17 protein-coding genes are annotated in these 18,466 nt (G+C 58.9%); 15 read left to right on the top strand and 2 right to left on the bottom strand.

Annotation, left to right across the window (positions count from 1 at the left end; all coding sequences use genetic code 11):
* The first annotated feature begins 208 nt into the window (after positions 1 to 208).
* Positions 209 to 1,198 carry a fumarylacetoacetate hydrolase family protein gene (locus F7R02_RS01835; RefSeq protein WP_005920827.1) on the top strand — a complete coding sequence of 330 codons (990 nt, stop codon included), beginning with the start codon at positions 209 to 211 and terminating at the stop codon, positions 1,196 to 1,198.
* Positions 1,199 to 1,229: 31 nt separating this feature from the next.
* Positions 1,230 to 1,892, top strand: coding sequence for a maleylacetoacetate isomerase (gene maiA / locus F7R02_RS01830; RefSeq protein WP_078590329.1), 663 nt, complete (start codon positions 1,230 to 1,232; stop codon positions 1,890 to 1,892).
* 365 nt (positions 1,893 to 2,257) lie between these two features.
* Here maiA and F7R02_RS01825 read toward each other — a convergent pair whose 3' ends face one another.
* The gene (locus tag F7R02_RS01825) at positions 2,258 to 3,391 is read right to left on the bottom strand and encodes a PilT/PilU family type 4a pilus ATPase (RefSeq protein WP_003484093.1); all 1,134 of its coding nucleotides are present in this window, start codon (positions 3,389 to 3,391) and stop codon (positions 2,258 to 2,260) included.
* 98 nt (positions 3,392 to 3,489) lie between these two features.
* On the opposite strand from F7R02_RS01825, the gene F7R02_RS01820 reads away from it, so the two are divergent.
* From F7R02_RS01820 to F7R02_RS01760, 13 genes are all read left to right on the top strand, one after another.
* Entirely contained in the window at positions 3,490 to 3,873 is a 384-nt protein-coding gene (locus tag F7R02_RS01820; RefSeq protein WP_005914753.1) for a DUF4398 domain-containing protein, read from the top strand.
* Positions 3,870 to 4,760 (top strand): coiled-coil domain-containing protein, encoded by an 891-nt coding sequence (locus F7R02_RS01815; RefSeq protein WP_078590328.1) that lies wholly within the window; start codon positions 3,870 to 3,872, stop codon positions 4,758 to 4,760. The genes F7R02_RS01820 and F7R02_RS01815 overlap by 4 nt, the downstream gene beginning before the upstream one ends.
* A 345-nt stretch (positions 4,761 to 5,105) precedes the next feature.
* Positions 5,106 to 5,324, top strand: a complete 219-nt coding sequence (locus F7R02_RS01810; RefSeq protein WP_002814034.1) for an HP1242/YdcH family protein — start codon at positions 5,106 to 5,108, stop codon at positions 5,322 to 5,324.
* Positions 5,325 to 5,610: 286 nt separating this feature from the next.
* Positions 5,611 to 6,981, top strand: a complete 1,371-nt coding sequence (locus tag F7R02_RS01805) for a pyridoxal-phosphate dependent enzyme (protein ID WP_078590327.1) — start codon at positions 5,611 to 5,613, stop codon at positions 6,979 to 6,981.
* Between the two features lie 99 nt (positions 6,982 to 7,080).
* Positions 7,081 to 8,268 (top strand): cystathionine gamma-synthase, encoded by a 1,188-nt coding sequence (locus F7R02_RS01800; protein WP_078590326.1) that lies wholly within the window; start codon positions 7,081 to 7,083, stop codon positions 8,266 to 8,268.
* 56 nt (positions 8,269 to 8,324) lie between these two features.
* Positions 8,325 to 9,110 carry an ABC transporter permease gene (locus F7R02_RS01795; protein ID WP_078567860.1) on the top strand — a complete coding sequence of 262 codons (786 nt, stop codon included), beginning with the start codon at positions 8,325 to 8,327 and terminating at the stop codon, positions 9,108 to 9,110.
* Positions 9,107 to 10,327, top strand: coding sequence for an ABC transporter ATP-binding protein (locus tag F7R02_RS01790; protein ID WP_078567817.1), 1,221 nt, complete (start codon positions 9,107 to 9,109; stop codon positions 10,325 to 10,327). The genes F7R02_RS01795 and F7R02_RS01790 overlap by 4 nt, the downstream gene beginning before the upstream one ends.
* Positions 10,327 to 11,613, top strand: a complete 1,287-nt coding sequence (locus tag F7R02_RS01785; protein ID WP_078567816.1) for an FkbM family methyltransferase — start codon at positions 10,327 to 10,329, stop codon at positions 11,611 to 11,613. The genes F7R02_RS01790 and F7R02_RS01785 overlap by 1 nt, the downstream gene beginning before the upstream one ends.
* Complete coding sequence (locus F7R02_RS01780; RefSeq protein WP_078590325.1) at positions 11,613 to 15,323, top strand: glycosyltransferase; 3,711 nt, start codon at positions 11,613 to 11,615, stop codon at positions 15,321 to 15,323. Before F7R02_RS01785 ends, F7R02_RS01780 begins: the two co-directional genes overlap by 1 nt.
* Entirely contained in the window at positions 15,320 to 16,354 is a 1,035-nt protein-coding gene (gene gmd / locus F7R02_RS01775; protein WP_078567814.1) for a GDP-mannose 4,6-dehydratase, read from the top strand. Before F7R02_RS01780 ends, gmd begins: the two co-directional genes overlap by 4 nt.
* Positions 16,332 to 17,243, top strand: a complete 912-nt coding sequence (locus F7R02_RS01770) for an NAD-dependent epimerase/dehydratase family protein (RefSeq protein WP_078567813.1) — start codon at positions 16,332 to 16,334, stop codon at positions 17,241 to 17,243. The genes gmd and F7R02_RS01770 overlap by 23 nt, the downstream gene beginning before the upstream one ends.
* 230 nt (positions 17,244 to 17,473) lie before the next feature.
* Positions 17,474 to 17,797 carry a GtrA family protein gene (locus F7R02_RS27405; RefSeq protein ID WP_268874988.1) on the top strand — a complete coding sequence of 108 codons (324 nt, stop codon included), beginning with the start codon at positions 17,474 to 17,476 and terminating at the stop codon, positions 17,795 to 17,797.
* A 71-nt stretch (positions 17,798 to 17,868) separates the two neighbouring features.
* Positions 17,869 to 18,327, top strand: coding sequence for a glycosyltransferase (locus tag F7R02_RS01760; RefSeq protein WP_139371023.1), 459 nt, complete (start codon positions 17,869 to 17,871; stop codon positions 18,325 to 18,327).
* 4 nt (positions 18,328 to 18,331) lie between these two features.
* Here F7R02_RS01760 and F7R02_RS01755 read toward each other — a convergent pair.
* Positions 18,332 to 18,466 (bottom strand): IS3 family transposase (locus tag F7R02_RS01755; protein WP_151210041.1); only part of this gene is annotated, 135 nt, incomplete at its 5' end.

The following is an 18,466-nucleotide window of genomic DNA, read 5'->3' as shown; positions in this document are numbered from 1 at the left end:
GCGAGCGGATCGATCGATCCTGGCCTCGCCGGCTGTCCCTAAGGGAAACGGACGGCCGCATGCAGACCCGGCAAGTGTACTCGCGTTTGGCGCGCTGCACAAAACCGCGGTTTCGCGGTTGTGGCCACGGTCAGTTGTTTCAGTTGCAACCACTGTTGCGGCAAGCCGTACAATCGTCCGATCAGCCACAGCACAGCACAGGATGGTCATGAAGCTAGGTTCCCTGAAGGAAGGCGGTCGCGACGGCTGCTTGGTCGTGGTCGCGCGCGACCTGCGCACCGCCGTGCGCGCCACCGGCATCGCGCCCACCCTGCAGCGTGCGCTGGAGGACTGGAGCAATGTGGCGCCGCGCCTAAATGCCTTGTCGGCCTCGCTCAACGACGGCAGCGCCGATGGTGTGTTCGATCTGGATGTGCAGGCCTTGGCCGCCCCGTTGCCGCGCGCCTATGAGTTCGTCGACGGCAGCGCCTACCTGCCGCATGTGGAGCGGGTGCGCCGCGCGCGCAATGCCGAAGTGCCGGAAAGCTTCTACACCGACCCACTGATGTACCAGGCCACCAGCGCCGGCTTCTATGGCCCGCGCGATGCCATCAAGGTGATCAGCGAGGACTACGGCATCGACCTGGAAGCGGAGATTGTGGTCGTCACCGACGATGTGCCGATGGGCGCTTCGCCCGAGCAGGCAGCAGCGCACATCCAGTTGGTCGGGCTGGTCAACGATGTCTCGCTGCGCAACCTGATTCCGGCCGAGCTCGCCAAGGGCTTTGGTTTCGTGCAATCCAAGCCGCGTTCGGCGCTGTCGCCGGTGTTCGTCACCCCCGACGAGCTGGACGATGCCTGGCGCGACAGCAAGCTGCATCTGCCGCTGGTGACGCACGTCAACGGCGCCTGGTTCGGCGCTCCCGAAGCCGGCAACGACATGCAGTTCGACTTCGCCCAGTTGATCGCCCACGCCGCCAAGACCCGTCCGCTGTCGGCCGGCACGATTGTGGGCTCGGGCACCATCGCCAACCAGGACACCACCTTGGGCGCCTCGTGTTTTGCCGAGCAACGCGTGGTCGAGACGCTGCGCGACGGTAAGCCCAGCACGCCGTTCATGGCGTTTGGCGACGTGGTGCGGATCGAGATGTTCGATGCCAGCGGCGCCAGCATCTTCGGTGCGATCGAACAGCGCGTCGAGCGGCAGCCGCTGCCATGACCTGCGGTGCAGCGACGGCGGGCGGTCGCGCATGAGCGCGGCCCTGGAGCTGTTTTCGTACTGGCGTTCGAGCGCGGCCTATCGCGTGCGCATCGGTCTGGGGTTGAAGGCGCTGGACTACATTTCCCACCCGGTGCATCTGATGCGTGACGGGGGCGAGCAGCACGCGCCGGCCTATGCGCAACTCAATCCGCAGGAACTGGTGCCGACGTTGCGGCATGGCGATGCGGTGATCGCACAGTCGCTGGCGATTCTGGAGTATCTGGAAGAGGCATTCGCGGACACCGCGGCGCTGCTCCCGCGCGCGCCTGCCGAACGCGCCCGGGTGCGCGCACTGGCGCAGCTCATCGCCTGCGATGTGCACCCGCTCAACAACCTGCGCGTCATGCAGGTGCTGGAGCGCGAGTTCGCGCTGGATGGCGCACAACGCCAGCAGTGGACACGGCGCTGGATGGAGCGTGGCTTTGCGGCACTGGAAACGCAGCTGGCGCGCGATGCGCAGACCGGGCGCTTCTGCCACGGCGATGCACCGGGCCTGGCCGATTGCGTGCTGATTCCGCAGCTCTACAACGCGCACCGGTTCGAGGTGGATCTGGCGCCATATCCGACCCTGCGGCGCATCGAGCAGGCCTGCCTGCAGTTGCCGGCCTTCGATGCGGCGCGCCCGGAGATGCAGGCCGACGCGGTGGCCTGAGGGACGCTGTCACAGCCCTCATCCGCCCTTCGGGCACCTTCTCCCGTCACACGGGAGAAGGGCAGGCGGGCACTCATCCGGTTCGGGCTGTTGGCGCCATGCCAAGCCGACGTCGGAACGTATGTTCGAAGGCTTCGAAACCGACGCCCAAAAGCACTACGGGCCGCCGATCTTCCCTTCTCCCGCAAGCGGGAGGCCACCGATCTTCCCTTCTCCCGCAAGCGGGAGAAGGTGGCGCGCAGCGCCGGATGAGGGCGCTGGTCGCATCGGCATCGCGAACGAGGGGCCCGTCGCAGAGTCGCCCTGAAAGACCAGGGCCAGCCGCCCCGGCGCCGCGAGATCGCCGATCGCCGCCGCCGAACCGATTAGATGAACCCGTGGCTGATCTTCGGTGCCGCGGCCGCTTCGTAGTCCGCGTACGGGTCGTGCTCGCCGGAGCCGCCTTCGGAAAGGCGGAACTTCAGGGCCAGGCCGTCGCGCGAGTCGGCAGCGCGCAGCGCTTCTTCCTGCTCGATTTCGCCCGACTTCACCATCCGGAACAGGCATTGGTCGAAGGTCTGCATGCCTTCTTCCAGCGACTCTTCCATCGCCTGCTTGACCTCGTGCACTTGGCCGCGGCGCAGCAGGTCGCGGATCATCGGCGTGTTGAGCAGCACTTCGGTGGCCGGTCGACGACGGCCGTCCACGCCCTTGACCAAACGCTGGGAAATGACCGCGCGCAGGTTCAGCGCCAAGTTCATCAACACGTTCTTGTGCGCGCTTTCCGGGAAGAAATTGAGGATGCGCTCGATGGTCTGGTCGGCATTGTTGGAGTGCAGCGTGGCCAGGCACAGGTGGCCGGTTTCGGCGAAGGCGATCGCCGCCTCCATGGTTTCGGCGTCCAGGATCTCGCCGATCAGAATCACGTCCGGCGCCTCGCGCATGGCGTTCTTCAGCGCGCTCTGAAAGGCGTGGGTGTCCAGGCCCACCTCGCGCTGGTTCACGATCGACATCTTGTGTTTGTGCAGATATTCGATCGGGTCCTCGATGGTGAGGATGTGCCCGGTGGTGGTGCTGTTGCGGTGGTCGATCATCGACGCCAGCGAGGTCGACTTGCCCGAGCCGGTCGAACCCACCACCAGCACCAGCCCGCGCGGGGTCATGATGACGTCCTTGAGCACCTGCGGCAGGTTGAGCTCTTCGATGCTGGGAATCCGGCTGCGAATGGCGCGAATCACCATGCCCACCTCGCCGCGCTGCTTGAACACGTTCACGCGGAAGCGGCCGGCGTCCGGCAGGGCGATGGCCATGTTGAGCTCGAGCTCGCGCTCGAACTGCGGTACCTGGCCTTCGTCCATCAACGAGTAAGCGATTTTCTTGACCATCCCCGGCGGCAACCCCGTATTGCCGAGCGGGTAAAGCTTGCCTTCGATCTTGATGTACACCGGCGCGCCGGTGGTCAAGAACATGTCCGAGGCATTCTTTTCGGTCATCAGCTTCAGGAAGTAGCCGATATCCATGCGCAATGGTTCCCCAACAAACAGCAGCGTCTCGTTGCAAGTCCGCCGCAGGCTTCCGACAATGGCCGTGCTCGAGACTTCTCGCTACGGCTCCCCTAATGACGGCTAGCTTCGCATACTTGCGGCGATCCCTGTATGGCATCGCCTGTTTCATGGTTCTTTCCTCTCCGGCCGCCGCCCAGGTGGCACCGGAGCTCACCGCCGCCGAACAGGCCGTGCAACGCGCCACCCAGGCCGATGCCGACCAATACGCTCCGGATCTGGTCAACCTGGCGCGCCAGGAATTGATGCAGGCCCAGCAGGCGCAACTGGACAAGCGCCAGCGCAAGCAGGTGCCCCAGATCGCCTTGCGCGCAGCTGCCGACGCCGACCTGGCCAAGGCCCGCAGCGAAGAAGCGGTGGTCACCGCGCAACTGGAACAGCGCCGGAAGGAAGTGGCGCAGTTGCAGAACACTCTCAATACCGGGGAGGGCGGCCGATGAAACTGCGCCCCTTGCTGTATCTCGGTGTGTTGAGCCTGGTCACGTTGCCGCCGCTGGCAATGGCGGCCAAGGACGACCCGCAGGCCGACGCGCTCAACCGGCGCCTGGCCGCGCTGCAGAACGACCCGCAGACCAATGAACTGGCCCGCTTCGAGCGGCTGCAGGCGCAGCAGAGCGTGGCGGCGCTGGCCGAGGCCAAGCGGCGCGACCGCGACGAGCTGGTGTTTTTGGCCGACCGTCGGGTCGAAATCGCCGAACTCACCGCCCGCACCGCACTGGCGCGGCGCGAGCTGGATCGGCTGGAAGGCACCCGCAACGACCTGCTGATCGAAGCCAGCCGCCGCGACGCCTCGCGCGCGCGCCAGGAAGCCGAGCGTCTGCGCGTGCAGGCGCAGATCCAGGCCGAAGAGGCCGAGCGCATGCGGCAGGCGGCCGAACAGGAGACCCTGGCCCGCCAGGACGCCGAGCTGGCGCTGACCAGCGTGGCCGGCAAGCAGACCGCCAAGCTCAATGCGGCCCAGCAAAAAGCGGTGCAACTGGCGCATGAAGAAGCCGAGCTGGTGGCCGGGGCCAAGTTGCCTTCCGCCAAGTTCGACAGCCGCGGCGAAGTGTTTTCGTTGGGTAGTGGCGCCTTCGGTGGCAAGGCCGCGCTGTCCGGCGATGCCGCGGGGCAGGCCAAGGCACTGGCCGAGTATCTGAATATCGGCAAGAAAGGCCGGGTCAGCATCGTCGGCTACGACAGCGATGCGGCCACCGCCAAGAAGCGGGCCGAAGCGTTACGCGACGCCTTGGTGGCTGCCGGTGTCGCCAGCGCACGGCTGCAGGTCAATGGCACCAAGGCCGCCGCCAGCAAGACGCGCGCTGCCGAGGTGGTTGTCGCGCCGTAATGCAAGTGGTTGGAAGTTAAGGTCTTTTAACCCGGGCATGACGCCCGGTTGAACCGCGGTCACTGATTGAGGCAGGGAACGGCAAAAGCAGCCGTTCTGGCCTTGAACCCCCTCCGCGACCGGCGTAGGGTCGTACTCCCGGGCAGCACTCCGCTGCCTGGAAGTACGGAGGGCCGGGCCAGTGACGCAAGGGCACGCATCAACGCAATTCGGTGGACAGCTTTTTGGTTCCGCCAGTGCGCTTGCCATTGTGATCCGCGAGTCTTCCATCCCCAAGCAGCGCCCCGTGCCGCCCGCGGCCGGGGCGTTCTTGTTTTAAGTGTTTCAAGTGAAGGAGGTAACGCCATGTTCGAAGGGCAACCGCAGACCGAAATCGACGCATTGGTCAAGTCCGATCCCGAGTTCAAGCAGCTGTACCAACGCCACAAGCTCTTGAACAAGAAATGCATGGATGCCGAACTTGGGGTGCTCCCCATCGACGACGTGACCTTGGGCCAGATGAAGCGCGAGAAGTTGCAGGCGAAAGAAAAGCTCACCCGGATGTACGACCAGCTCACCCACTGATCCTTCCCCACCGCTAGAACAAGTTCACCGCCGCGGGCGGTGGCGGCCTCCTCGTCGGCTTGCCACCGTCCGCGTCTTTATTTGCGCAACCCGTGTCACGCGCCTGGCGGCAGGGCGCGATGCCCGCCTGGCAGCCGCGCACTCATGCCGGTGGTAGTGGCGCAGCGCTGGCTGAGCCCGCCCGTTCATTGGCCGGCGCGATCGGTTCCAGTCTGAATGAGCATTCCCCAGCCGTTCGTCGGATAATGGGCGGCCAAGCCCCGCGCGACGCAGTGACGATATTCCGATGGCGATCCATTCCTCCGTACTCGAACTGATCGGCAACACGCCGATCGTCAAGGCACAGCACCTGGACACCGGCGTCTGCGAGCTGTTCCTCAAGCTGGAGGCGGCCAACCCCGGCGGATCGATCAAGGACCGCATCGGCCTGTCGATGATCGAGGCGGCCGAACAGCGTGGCGACCTCACCCCGGGCGCGACCCTGGTCGAAGGCACTGCCGGCAACACCGGCCTGGGTCTGGCACTGGTCGCCCAGCAGAAGGGCTACCGGTTGATCCTGGTGGTGCCGGACAAGATGAGCCGCGAGAAGATCTTCAACCTCAAGGCCATGGGCGCCCAGGTGGTGCTGACCCGTTCGGACGTGGCCAAGGGCCACCCGGAGTACTACCAGGACCTGGCCGCCAAGATCGCTGCCGAGACCCCGGGCGCCTACTTCATCAACCAGTTCGGCAACCCGGACAACCCGGCCGCGCACGAATTCGGCACCGGCCCGGAAATCCTGGCGCAGATGGACGGCCAGCTGGACGCCATCGTGTTCGGCTGCGGCAGCTCCGGCACCATGACCGGCCTGTCGCGCGCCTTCGCCAGCGCCTCGCCGCACACCGAACTGGTATTGGCCGACCCGGTCGGCTCGATCCTGACCCAGTACATCGAAGAAGGCACGGTCAGCGAAAAGTCCGGCAGCTGGTTGGTCGAAGGCATCGGCGAGGATTTCCTCCCGGATATCTCCGACTTTTCGCGGGTCAAGAAGGCCTACTCCATCAGCGACGCGGAAAGCTTCCATACCGCGCGCGAGCTGCTGGCCAAGGAGGGCATCCTCGGCGGCTCGTCCACCGGCACCCTGCTGGCCGCCGCATTGAAGTATTGCCGCGAACAAACCACGCCCAAGCGCGTGCTGGTGTTCGTCTGCGATACCGGCAACAAGTACCTGTCGAAGATGTACAACGACTACTGGATGCTCGACAACGGCTTCCTGGAGCGCCCGCAACACGGCGATCTGCGCGACCTGATCCTGCGCCCGTACAACAAGCGCGACACCGTGGTGGTGGGCCCGGAGGATCTGCTGACTACTGCCTACCAGCGCATGAAGTTGTACGACGTGTCGCAGTTGCCGGTGATCGACGACGGCGAACTGGTGGGCATCGTGGACGAAAGCGACGTGTTGCTGCATGTCTATGGCGACGAAGCCCGCTTCCGCGACCCGATTTCCACGGCCATGGTCAGCAAGCTGGATCGTCTGGACGTGGCTTCGCCGATCGAAGCGCTGCTGCCGGTGTTCGACCGTGGCCAGGTCGCCATCGTCATGGACGGCACGCAATTCCTTGGCCTGATCACCCGCATCGACCTGCTCAACTACCTGCGCCGCCGCGTGCAGTGATCGTGCAGTAATCCGGCACCGCCGCGCGCTCGGATGCGACGCGCGGCACGGGCCATTCAGACCTGCTTGTTACAATCGCCCACTTTTTCGGGAACCTCCATGTCCAATCGCACCACTCATAGCCATGACGGCGAGCGCGCGCTGTCGCTCGCAACGCTGGCGATCCATGGAGGGCAGTCGCCAGATCCGAGCACCGGCGCGGTGATGCCGCCGATCTACGCGACGTCCACCTATGCGCAGTCCAGCCCCGGCGAGCATCAGGGTTTCGAGTATTCGCGTACCCATAACCCCACGCGCTTCGCCTACGAGCGTTGCGTCGCCGCGCTGGAAGGCGGTACGCGCGCATTTGCGTTCGCCTCCGGCATGGCCGCCACCTCGACGGTGATGGAGTTGCTGGATGCCGGCAGCCACGTGGTGGCGATGGACGACCTGTACGGCGGCACCTTTCGCTTGTTCGAGCGCGTGCGTCGCCGCACTGCCGGCCTGGATTTCAGCTTCGTCGACCTGACCGACCCGGCTGCGTTCGAGGCGGCGATTCGCCCCGATACCAAGATGGTGTGGATCGAGACCCCGACCAACCCGATGCTCAAGCTGGTCGATATCGCTGCCATTGCCGAGATCGCGCGCAAGCGCGGCCTGCTGATCGTGGTCGACAACACCTTTGCTTCCCCGATGCTGCAGCGCCCGCTCAGCCTGGGTGCGGACATCGTCGTGCACTCGGCCACCAAGTATCTCAACGGCCACTCGGACATGGTCGGCGGTATCGCGGTCGTTGGCGACAACGCCGAGCTCGCCGAGCAGATGGCGTTCCTGCAGAACTCCATCGGCGGCGTCCAGGGCCCGTTCGACAGCTTCCTCGCCTTGCGCGGCCTCAAGACCCTCCCGCTGCGCATGCGTGCGCACTGCGAAAACGCCCTGGCGCTTGCGCAATGGCTGGAAACCCACCCTGCGATCGAAAAGGTCATTTACCCCGGCCTTGCCTCGCACCCGCAACATGCGCTCGCGAAGAGCCAGATGTCCGGCTTCGGCGGCATCGTCTCCATCGTCCTCAAGGGCGGCTTCGACGCAGCCAAGCGTTTCTGCGAAAAGACCGAATTGTTCACCCTGGCCGAATCGCTCGGTGGTGTGGAAAGCCTGGTGAATCATCCCGCCGTCATGACGCACGCCTCCATTCCGGTGGCCCGACGCGACCAGCTCGGTATCAGCGATGCGCTGGTGCGTTTGAGTGTGGGGATCGAGGATGTGGAGGATTTGCGTGGGGATTTGGAGCGGGCGTTGAACTTCTGATCACGCGCAGACATCGCCTGTCTCATCTGTAACGAACGGACACCCAAGTGAAAAACATGCTTCTGGCGCTGTGGCGCTACCGCTTTTTCGTATTTTCATCCATAGGCAATGAACTGAGGTTGCGTTTCATCCGCAGCAAGCTAGGCGGGCTGTGGATGATTATCCATCCTCTGGCGCAGGTGTTGATCTTCGCGTTGATCCTTTCGGAAGTGCTGGCCGCGAAACTGCCCGGCATCGACAATAAATATGCTTACGCTCTTTATCTGATGGCAGGCACGCTTGGATGGACGTTGTTTGCGGAGACACTTGGAAAATGCCTTAACCTTTTCATCGAAAGCGGTAACTTGATGAAGAAAATGGCATTTCCGAGGATTTGCCTGCCTTTCATTGCAGGGGGGAGCGTGCTCGTCAATAACGCGCTTCTAGGAGTTGCGATATTTGGCGTCTTTGCTGTGCTGGGGCACATGCCCGATATTCAGGCTCTATGGCTGCCTGTGCTGATGCTAATAACGCTGTGCTTGGGTCTAGGTATTGGCATGGTCTTGGGGATACTGAATGTGTTTATGCGCGATGTCGGTCAGGTTGTTCCAGTCGTGCTACAAGCGCTTTTCTGGCTCACTCCTGTGGTCTACAACGTAAACATTCTGCCGGCTTCGGTGCAGCACTTCTTTAGATTGAACCCGCTTTATCCGCTAATCACCAGTTATCAAAATATTTTGGTGTTTGGTAAGCCGCCAGAGTGGACAGCATTAGGATGGTTGGTGCTTGCCGCTCTGCTCTTGATGAGCTTTGCTTTGCTCATGTTTAGAAAGGCAAGTCCTGAAATGGTGGACGTCTTATGAGTGGTATGTTGGCTGTAGATGGCATTGGAAAGGCATATCGCCGGTGGGGAAGTGAGTGGGCACGTGTTGCGTCGTGGTTGGGTTTGCCGACGCGGCCATCGGAGGAACATTGGGTATTACGTGGGGTGAGTTTTTCAATTGCTTCCGGCGAGACCGTTGGCATCGTCGGTCATAACGGTGCGGGAAAGAGTACGCTGCTCAAACTGATCACCGGAACGACCCGTCCAACAGAAGGTTCCGTTGTCTGCACCGGAAAGATTGCGGCAATTCTTGAACTGGGGATGGGGTTTAACGCTGATCTGACAGGCCGGGAAAATGCCTATCACTCTGCAGGACTAATGGGCTATGGTCATGCTGAAATTGAAGCCGTAATGTCTGCGATTGAAGAATTTGCCGAGGTCGGCGAATACTTCGATCAGCCGATGCGTACTTACTCGAGCGGCATGCAAATGCGGGTGTCTTTCAGCGTTGCAACGGCGTTTCGCCCGGACATACTTATTGTCGATGAAGCGCTTTCAGTGGGCGATTCTTACTTTCAGCACAAGTCGTTCAAGCGGATCCGCGAGTTCCGCGACCTCGGTACCACTCTGCTGCTTGTCTCTCATGACAGCTCAGCAATTCAGGCAATTTGCGATCGGGCTATCCTGCTCGATTCGGGAAAGGTGCTGCTGGACGCCGCGCCTGACGATGTGATGGATTACTACAATGCCCTGATTGCCGAACGTGAGAACGCCTCATTGGTGGTGAACAAGCATGTGTCCGGGCGCGAACAGGTGGTATCAGGTTCGCGGGAGGCGACGGTCGATTCGATCTCGCTTTTCAATGAAGTCGGAATATCCGTCGAGGTTGTCGAGGTTGGGCAGCAGGTATCGCTGCGCATATCCGTCAAACTGCACGCGGAGATTGAGCGTCTCGTTCTTGGATATATGATCAAGGATCGGCTCGGTCAAGCGGTTTTTGGTACGAACACTCACTATACGGAACAGTCGCTTGGACAGTTGCAGGCCGGGGAGCTCATCGAGTACGAGATAAGCTTCAAAGCCGCATTGGGTCCTGGTAGCTATTCAGTCGCCACCGCCTTGGTTAGTACGGAAACCCACTTGGTTAACAACTACGAATGGCGGGAACTTGCTTTGACGTTTTCTGTAATCAATGTAAATAGCCCCGACTTTGTTGGGGTTGCTTGGATTCCCCCAGTTATCAAGGTGCTCCGCTGATGTCCACGTTTATCAGCTACGCGCAGAACTTCGAAGACGTCATTCTTCGCCGTGCGTTCTCTGAAGTTGAAAACGGGGCCTATGTCGATGTGGGGGCCCAGCACCCAATCCATGATTCCGTAACGCGTGCGTTCTATGAACGTGGGTGGCGAGGAATCAACATTGAGCCTGTTGAAGAGTGGCATGCGCTATTGGCGGCTGATCGTCCTGATGACATCAACCTCCCCGTTGTAGTCGGTTCAAGCATAGGCGAAGTGACATTCTATCGGGTGCTCGATACAGGCCTTTCGACGATGGACGCCGCGATGGCGCGCCAATATGCCGCTCAAGGAGCAAGGGTTTCGGAGACCGCCGTGCCTATGCGGACGTTGACCGATGTCGTTGAGCGGGCTGCACTGAGCACGGTTCACTTCCTAAAGATCGATGTGGAGGGTGCCGAGGGCGAGGTGCTGCGTGGAATGGATTTTTCGAAGATCCGGCCATGGGTGGTAGTGGTCGAATCAACGATGCCGAACACCCAGACCGACGTGTCGCACGAGTGGTCCCATCTCTTGCTCGATGCGGGATACGACGATGTCTATTTCGACGGGTTGAATCGTTTCTATCTTGCGCGAGAGCATGCCGATCTTACCGGCCGCTTTGCCGTGCCGCCTAATTGCTTTGATGAATTTGTTAGGTACGCCGATTGGGAGCGCGGCGAGCAAGCTAGGAAGCTCGCGTTGGAACTCGATGGCGCGCGCGACCAGATTTCCGAGCTTGGTGGCCAAATCTCTAATGTCAACGATAAGTTGGCTATCGCGCAGCGGGAAATTGCCTCTTCAGTCATCGCCTTGTCTGAGGCGCGAGACGCGTTGCGCGAAAGCGAGCGAGTGGCCCACTACTGGTGGCATACGGCGGAAGAGATGCGATCTGAGATCTCGCTGATTAAATCGAGCCGTAGCTGGAAATGGACGTCACCTTTGCGCCTCGGGTTGCGCGAAAGCGCCAAGATATTGGTCAGTGCATCTACGCACAGAGCGCGAGGCTTGCTTGCGCGCGCGATACGATTCGCTCTGATCCGCCCTGCGATCAAAAAGCCGCTCACGGCCGTTCTGCGGAAGCAGCCCATGCTAATGTTGCGATTGAAGCGATTCGCCGTTCGCGCAGGGCTTGCAATCGAGATGGGGCCTTCGGCGGTATCCGTCGACGGCATGCCTACGAATGCCCAGAAGCGAGCACAGCTCTCGCCCCGTGCCAATCGGATTCTTATCCAGCTTGAGCAGGCGATCGTCGAGAGGAGGCACTAATGCGTATCGTCATCGACATGCAGGGCGTGCAGAGCGAGAGTCGCTTTAGGGGAATTGGGCGGTACTCTGCTGCATTGGCTCAGGCGATGGTGCGCGCCGGCAACGGTCACGAATTCTGGCTTGCCGTAAATGGGCACATGCCTGGGATCGGCGAGTTGCGCGAGATGTTCGACGCACTGCTTCCGCAGTCGCGGATAGTCTCCTTCGCGACCCCGACGCCTACCCATTGGCAGGACATCGGGAATATGTGGCGGCGCGAGGCAGCGGAACGTATGCGTGAAGCATTTTTACGCGACCTGCTGCCGGACATGGTTCACGTGTCGAGTATGATCGAGGGAGCTCAGGATCAGGTCGTGACATCGATCCGTCATCAGCTTGGGCTCAAAACTTCTGCAACGCTCTACGATCTGATCCCTTTACACAGTCCCGAGTACCTTGCCGCCGAATGGGTCAAAGACTGGTACAGTTCCAAAATTGCCTCGCTGAAGCGGGCTGATCTTTTGCTCGCGATCTCTGAACACGCACGTGCCGAAGCGATCGCGTCACTAGAATTAGATGCGCAGCATATTGTCAATATTTCGTCCGCTGCTTCCGAGATTTTTCGTCCCCATGCATTGACGGCTGACGAACGGGCAGCGCTCCTGTCGCGTCATAGGATTCAGAATCGCTATGTGATGTACAGCGGCGCGATGGATAGCCGTAAGAACGCAGGTCGGCTCATTGAGGCGTTTGCGGGGTTTCCTTCCGAAGAGTTGCATACCTGCCAACTGGTCATAGCTGGCAAGCTTCCTCCGATCGAGCAAGAGCGGCTACAGTTGCTTGCGCGCCGTTGTGGACTTTCTGAAGACCGCATCGTGTTTGCCGGCTACGTTTCCGACCAGGAATTAGTGCTCCTGTATGCAGCAGCCGAGATGTACGTGTTTCCGTCGCTTTATGAGGGATTCGGGTTGCCGGCGCTTGAGGCCATGGCTTGCGGTACTCCAACTATCGGTTCGTCTTTGACCAGCGTGCCTGAGGTAATCGGTCGCAACGATGCATTGTTCGACCCTCGTGATGTGCAGGCCATTAGAAATAGCATGTTGCGCGTCTTGTCCGACGGAGGTTTTGCGCAGAGCCTCCGTGAGCATGCGGTTGTGCAAGCCGGCAAATTTTCTTGGGATGTTAGTGCGCGCCGTGCGTTGGATGCATTCGAGTCCAACCATGAAAAGCGGGTGCATACACCGCTGTGGTCGGTCGCGCTACAGACGGTTGAGCAGGGTGAGGCAGAGTTAGTCAAGGAGATCGCTGCGCTTCGCAGCGTCGCACCGGCGCCAGCTCAGCAAGATCTAGTCGATGTAGCCGCAGCAATCGCGGAGAATCAGATCACTGCGCTGCAAGCGCATCGTTACCACGGCGATCTTCCCACCCGGTTGCGGTGGCGGGTCGAGGGGCCGTTCGACAGCAGTTACAGTTTGGCTCTGGTCAATCGTGAATTGGCGCGGGCGCTGCGAGAACGTGGTAACGATGTGGCTCTACATTCGACTGAGGGGCCGGGAGATTTTGCAGCGGATGCCCGGTTTCTCGCTTCTAGGCCGGATGTCGCGCAAATGCACGCACGCGAGCCCGCTTTGCCTCCTGCAGAGGCTGATGTCAGCAGTAGATTGTTGTATCCGCCCCGCGTTGCAGACATGCGCTCGCGATTCAATCTGCTCCACGACTACGCTTGGGAAGAGTCCGAGTTCCCTTGGGAGTGGGCTGACGCCTTCAATGATGCGCTTCAGGGGATAAGCGCGCTGTCACATCATGTCGAAAAGATCCTGATCGACAGTGGAGTGAGTGTCCCGATCTCTGTAGGCGAGGCCGGCGTCGATCATTGGACGCGTGTGGAGAGTGATGATTCCTACACGTGCGAGGGCAAAGAATTTCGTTTTCTGCATGTCTCATCGTGCTTCCCCCGCAAGGGCGCTGATGTGTTGTTGAAAGCCTTTGGTGATGCGTTCAGTAGCGACGACAAGGTCAGCCTGGTAATCAAGACTTTTGCAAATCCTCATAACGAAATCAGGCGTTGGGTGGATGAGGCGCGTGGAGCACGTAAAGATTTTCCAGATGTTCGCATTATCGAAGAAGATCTTTCTGAGTTCCGTCTGAAAAGGTTGTATGAAACCTCGCACGTCTTGGTCGCACCAAGCCGAGCAGAGGGATTCGGCTTGCCGATGGCAGAGGCAATGATGTCGGGCCTGGCTGTCATTACGACTGGATGGGGCGGGCAGTTGGATTTCTGCACTGAGGACACTGCGTGGCTGGTGGACTACGAGTTCCAGAAGGCACAGAGCCACTTCGGGCTGTTTAACTCGGTGTGGGCTGAACCCAGTCGTCTGCATCTGGCGGAACTTCTACGGGAGTTGCACCAGCTGCCGGTAGAGCAGCGGATGGCCAAAGTTGCAAAGGGAAAGGCGCTGCTTTCCGAGCGGTTCCAATGGCGTGACGTAGCAGTGCGTACCGAAGACTTGGTTCGCAAGGTCGCCGCGAATCACCCTCGGCGCACGGCGCCGTTAGTGGCATGGGTCAGCTCCTGGAAGACCAAATGCGGGATTGCCAGTTATTCGGAGCATCTCACTCGAAACCTTGGGCATGCCGTGCACATTCTTGCGCCCTATGCGGCGGATCGCCTTGAGCCCGATGCTGGGAATGTGCGTCGTTGCTGGGACTCCGCAGCGCCGGACAACCTGATAGGGCTTGAAGTTTCGCTCAACGCGACCAATGCGGAGGTTGTGGTTTTCCAATTCCAGTACGGCTTTTTCGAGTTTCAACCCCTGGCACGTCTACTTTTAGCGCAGAAGCAGGCTGGTCGCGCTGTGGTGGTCATGATGCATGCCACTCAGGATCCAGCGCATGTTCCCGAGCGCAAGTTATCCATGCTAGCGGCTGCGTTGCGCGACTGTGATCGTATCCTGGTGCACTCGGTGGGCGATTTGAACCGCCTCAAGGCGCTTGGGTTGGTCGACAACGTTGCTATCTTTCCGCATGGCATCGTCGATCTGGAGGCGCCACCGTTAACATCGGCCAAGAGCCGGGGAGCGCGGCGCTTTAAGATCGGATCCTACGGTTTCTGTCTTCCGCACAAGGGTCTGCCCCAATTGGTCGAAGCGATTGCACTGCTTGTGTCCCAGGGGCACGATGTAGGCTTGCGAATGGTCAACGCAGAGTATCCTGTTGGTGAATCGAAGGCGCTGGCTAAGGAACTGCGTGAATTGGTTGGCCGGCTGGGGCTGACGGAGCATGTGGAGTTTCACATGGACTATCTGCCAGAGAATCAGTCTTTTGAGTTGTTGCAGGACGCTGACTTGATTGTGTTCCCCTATCAGGGTACGGGTGAATCCTCAAGTGCGGCGGTGCGCTATGGTTTGGCGACGACGAGACCGGTTGCTGTCACCCCGATTGCCATATTTGATGACGTCGGCGAAACGGTCATACGCTTGCCGGGAACAAGTCCAGTGGACCTTGCATCCGGTATAGCAGCAATTATCGACGATCCGAGTTTGCTGGATGATAGTGGCCGGACAGCGCAGAAATGGCGGGAGGCTCACCGTTATTCCAGACTTGGTCGGCGGCTTTCGAATATACTTTACGGCCTGGACGCTCGTCGGCTAGACAGGCGAGAGGTGACGCGCACTAGCTCCGTGATCACCGAACAGCGCGAAATCTCAAAATTCGAGGAAGGCTTCACATGAAAAAAGCAATTGTTACCGGCATTAGTGGTCAGGACGGCGCCTACTTGGCCCAGTTGCTGCTGGAAAAGGGCTACGAAGTCTATGGCACGTTCCGCAGGACCAGTTCGGTCAACTTCTGGCGTATGGAGGAGTTGGGAGTCGCAGCGCATGCCAACCTACACCTTGTCGAGTACGATTTGACCGATCAGGGCGCGACATTTGCGTTAGTCAACAAGGTACGGCCGCAAGAAATCTACAACCTTGCGGCGCAGAGCTTCGTCGGCGTCAGCTTCGAACAACCGGCGACGACCGCGCAGATTACCGGTGTTGGCACGCTTCACTTGCTAGAAGCGATCCGTCTGGTCGATCCGTCGATTCGTTTCTATCAGGCGTCCACGTCTGAAATGTTTGGCAAAGTGCAGGCCGTCCCCCAGATCGAAAGTACCCCGTTCTACCCGCGCAGCCCCTATGGCGTCGCTAAGCTGTACGCGCACTGGATCACGGTCAACTATAGGGAGAGCTATGATCTGTTCGCATCAAGCGGGATACTGTTTAATCACGAAAGCCCGTTGCGTGGTAGGGAATTTGTTACGAGGAAGATCACCGACGCTGTCGCCAAAATTAAGCTGGGCAAGCTGGATTGCCTGGAGCTAGGCAATATCGACGCGAAGCGAGATTGGGGATTTGCTCAGGAGTATGTTGAAGGGATGTGGCGCATGCTACAAGCCGATGAGCCGGACACATTTGTACTTGCGACAAATCGTACGGAAACCGTCCGTGATTTCGTGAAGATGGCATTCAAGGCAGTCAACATAGAGCTGGAATTCATTGGTCGTGATGACGCTGAAGTAGCCAAGGATGTCGCGACTGGGCAGGTGGTGATGAGGGTCAATCCTAAGTTTTATCGTCCTGCAGAGGTTGAACTACTAATCGGAAATCCTGCCAAGGCTAAGGCTGAGCTTGGTTGGGAACCTGCCACTACGCTTGAGCAGCTTTGCAAAATGATGGTCGAGGCAGATCTGCGTAGGAATGAGCGTGGCTTCTCTTTCTAACCAGAAGGTGGCCTTGGTGACCGGGGCCACTGGATTTACCGGGCGATACGTCAAGGATAGCCTCGAACGAGCTGGCTATGCTGTTCATGGTTGGTCGCATGGCGGACCAGCATTGCCTAATACGTATCGTGTAGACATGGTGGACCGTGAGCAGGTTAGGACGGCTGTGGCTTCGCTGCAGCCAGAAGTGGTTGTCCATCTAGCAGCCATTTCCTTCGTTGCTCATGGTGACGTTGATGGAATTTATAGATTGAACGTCGTAGGAACGCGAAATCTGCTTGATGCACTTGCGGCCAATGCTAAGCGTCCGGCGCGCGTCCTCTTGGCTAGTAGCGCGAACATTTACGGGAATGCAGGTGGTTTGATCTCCGAAGATGTCATGCCGTCGCCTCAGAATGACTACGCTGTCAGCAAGCTGGCGATGGAGTACATGGCAAAGCTCTGGGCAGAGGTGCTGCCAATTACGATTATCCGCCCCTTCAATTATACTGGTGTCGGTCAGTCGTCTAAATTTCTCCTCCCAAAGATCGTGCAGCATTTTCAAAAGCGTGCTGCGGTTATGGAATTGGGTAACGTAGATGTCTCAAGGGATTTCTACGATGTGCGCTGCGTGGCAGAGGCAATTACTCGTCTTGTTTCTTCCGTAAAAACGGAAGGGGTATATAACATATCTTCAGGCAACGAGTATTCGCTGAGGGATGTTGTTGATATTGTCGCTGATATTGCAGATCACCAGCTTGAAGTGGTAGTGAATCCAGCTTTTGTCCGTGGTAATGAGGTGAAGTCTTTGCGGGGGGATAATCGTCGCCTCATAGATAAAATTGGCACGCTTCCAGAGTTTGATTTGAGGAAGACACTGGCCTGGATGTTTGAAAATCCGGTTATATAGTTGTCTAGCGCCTGTGACTTGCGTGATGGGTGATCACTTTTACGAAATGACACGTCAAAGCGCGTCCAGACCAGGTGAATCATAGTGCTTGCAGGAATTATTGAAAAACTCGGCGGCTATGTGTTCCGGTTTCTGAAGGGCTATTTGCCGATTACATTAATTTCTTTTCTGATAGTTGGCTCGCTCGGCGTCATTGTGCATATGGCTGTTCTTAATATGTCGCTTTACACTTGGGGCCTAGCTTTCGTTGGGCGAATTGCATAGCAATGCTTGTAGCTGCTTCGTTTAACTATTTCACCAACAATAAAGCCACTTTCAGTGTGGTTACATTGACAGGGCGGCGCTGGATCTTCGGCTATTTTATCTACTTGTTTATTACCTCTGTAGGCCTTGGTGTAAGCCTGATTGTTTCTGGTGAGGTATATGACGACATTCATATGCCCATGGTTTCTGCGCTAGCTGGCATTGTTGTGGGATCACTATGGAACTACTTCATGTCCTACAAATTTGTTTGGAAGTTGTTGTCGAGGCGAACTGCTGCGGCGAATGGTTAATCGCGCGATCTTTATCTCGATTTCGGCTGCTGCATCATGCAAGAAATCCAAGTGCATAAGAAGTCTACTAAATGAAAACATTAATTCTCTCTGCGACCTATAATGAGGCAGGCAACGTCAATAAGCTTCTGGAGGGTATTTGCGCAGCCGTCCCTGGGGTGGATATTTTGATCGTGGACGATGGGAGTAGAGATGGCACTGTTGAGGCGATGAAAATGTTGGGTTTGTCTAACCTTACAATCGTTCAGCGACCAGGGAAAATGGGGCTAGGAACTGCGCATCTGTTTGCTTTCTGTTACGCAATTCATCACAGCTACGATAGACTTGTCACTATGGATGCTGATGGCTCGCATGAACCATCTAGTATTCCAGGCCTACTAGACAAGATTGGACAGGGATATGACTTTGCAATTGGCTCTCGATACATGGCGGGCGGCTCGTGTGACTATGACGGTTATCGCCTTCGTGTGAGCCAAGCAGCCAACATTGCGGCCCGTCTTCTACTGGGTGATACGCCCAGGGTTCCGTAGACACTCAAGACCCTCGTTGCGCGTAGCGCCGTTCAAACTCTACAGGGGACAGGTCGCCAGTTGAACCATGACGGCGTTGTGGGTTGTAGAACATCTCGATGTAGTCGAACACCTCGGCGCGTGCGGCGTCCTTGGTGGG

The organism is Xanthomonas cissicola, from assembly GCF_008801575.1.
GTDB lineage: Bacteria > Pseudomonadota > Gammaproteobacteria > Xanthomonadales > Xanthomonadaceae > Xanthomonas > Xanthomonas cissicola.
This window is presented reverse-complemented; position numbering and strand designations above follow the sequence as displayed.

Excerpts from the sequence above, each read along its gene's own strand:
- F7R02_RS01825 (WP_003484093.1), bottom strand. The coding sequence starts at position 3,391 with ATGGATATCGGCTACTTCCTGAAGCTGATGACCGAAAAGAATGCCTCG.
- F7R02_RS01760 (WP_139371023.1), top strand. The coding sequence starts at position 17,869 with ATGAAAACATTAATTCTCTCTGCGACCTATAATGAGGCAGGCAACGTC.
- F7R02_RS01810 (WP_002814034.1), top strand. The coding sequence starts at position 5,106 with ATGTTCGAAGGGCAACCGCAGACCGAAATCGACGCATTGGTCAAGTCC.
- F7R02_RS01820 (WP_005914753.1), top strand. The coding sequence starts at position 3,490 with ATGACGGCTAGCTTCGCATACTTGCGGCGATCCCTGTATGGCATCGCC.
- F7R02_RS01790 (WP_078567817.1), top strand. The coding sequence starts at position 9,107 with ATGAGTGGTATGTTGGCTGTAGATGGCATTGGAAAGGCATATCGCCGG.
- F7R02_RS01785 (WP_078567816.1), top strand. The coding sequence starts at position 10,327 with ATGTCCACGTTTATCAGCTACGCGCAGAACTTCGAAGACGTCATTCTT.
- F7R02_RS01770 (WP_078567813.1), top strand. The coding sequence starts at position 16,332 with ATGAGCGTGGCTTCTCTTTCTAACCAGAAGGTGGCCTTGGTGACCGGG.
- F7R02_RS01835 (WP_005920827.1), top strand. The coding sequence starts at position 209 with ATGAAGCTAGGTTCCCTGAAGGAAGGCGGTCGCGACGGCTGCTTGGTC.
- F7R02_RS01805 (WP_078590327.1), top strand. The coding sequence starts at position 5,611 with ATGGCGATCCATTCCTCCGTACTCGAACTGATCGGCAACACGCCGATC.
- F7R02_RS01780 (WP_078590325.1), top strand. The coding sequence starts at position 11,613 with ATGCGTATCGTCATCGACATGCAGGGCGTGCAGAGCGAGAGTCGCTTT.
- F7R02_RS01800 (WP_078590326.1), top strand. The coding sequence starts at position 7,081 with ATGTCCAATCGCACCACTCATAGCCATGACGGCGAGCGCGCGCTGTCG.
- maiA (WP_078590329.1), top strand. The coding sequence starts at position 1,230 with ATGAGCGCGGCCCTGGAGCTGTTTTCGTACTGGCGTTCGAGCGCGGCC.
- F7R02_RS01815 (WP_078590328.1), top strand. The coding sequence starts at position 3,870 with ATGAAACTGCGCCCCTTGCTGTATCTCGGTGTGTTGAGCCTGGTCACG.
- F7R02_RS01795 (WP_078567860.1), top strand. The coding sequence starts at position 8,325 with ATGCTTCTGGCGCTGTGGCGCTACCGCTTTTTCGTATTTTCATCCATA.
- gmd (WP_078567814.1), top strand. The coding sequence starts at position 15,320 with ATGAAAAAAGCAATTGTTACCGGCATTAGTGGTCAGGACGGCGCCTAC.